1 protein-coding gene is annotated in these 396 nt (G+C 78.8%); it reads left to right on the top strand.

Annotated elements, in window-relative coordinates; genetic code table 11:
* The first annotated feature begins 128 nt into the window (after positions 1 to 128).
* Complete coding sequence (locus tag JHD67_RS22790; RefSeq protein ID WP_199101185.1) at positions 129 to 272, top strand: hypothetical protein; 144 nt, start codon at positions 129 to 131, stop codon at positions 270 to 272.
* The last annotated feature ends 124 nt before the right edge of the window (positions 273 to 396 follow it).

The following is a 396-nucleotide window of genomic DNA, read 5'->3' as shown; positions in this document are numbered from 1 at the left end:
CCCCCCCCCCCCCCCCCCCCCCCCCCCCCCCCCCCCCCCCCCCCCCCCCCCCCCCCCCCCCCCCCCCCCCCCCCTTCCAACCCCACCCCCCCAACCGCGATTCGGTCACGGGTCTCGTGGGCTCGGAGATGTGTATAAGAGACAGCCCTCCGCCTGGCCAGGTTGGCGGGCAGGACGGCGAGTTCGGCTTCGGCCGCGTCGGCCTGGCCGGCGCGCATCAGCGCCAGGGCGAGGTCGAGCTTCAGCTCGGCCTGTCTCTTATACACATCTGACGCTGCCGACGACAACGTTCGGGTGTAGGTCTCGGGGGTCGCCGTGTCATGGAGGGGGGGGGGGGGGGGGGGGGGGGGGGGGGGGGGGGGGGGGGGGGGGGGGGGGGGGGGGGGGGGGGGGGGG

This window comes from Dyella sp. ASV21 (assembly GCF_016428975.1).
Taxonomy (GTDB): Bacteria; Pseudomonadota; Gammaproteobacteria; order Xanthomonadales; family Rhodanobacteraceae; genus Dyella.
Note: the sequence above shows the minus strand (reverse complement) of the source record. Positions and strands in the feature narration are given on the sequence as shown.

Bases quoted from the DNA above. Each gene is read 5' to 3' on its own strand.
- JHD67_RS22790 (WP_199101185.1), top strand. From the start codon at position 129: ATGTGTATAAGAGACAGCCCTCCGCCTGGCCAGGTTGGCGGGCAGGAC.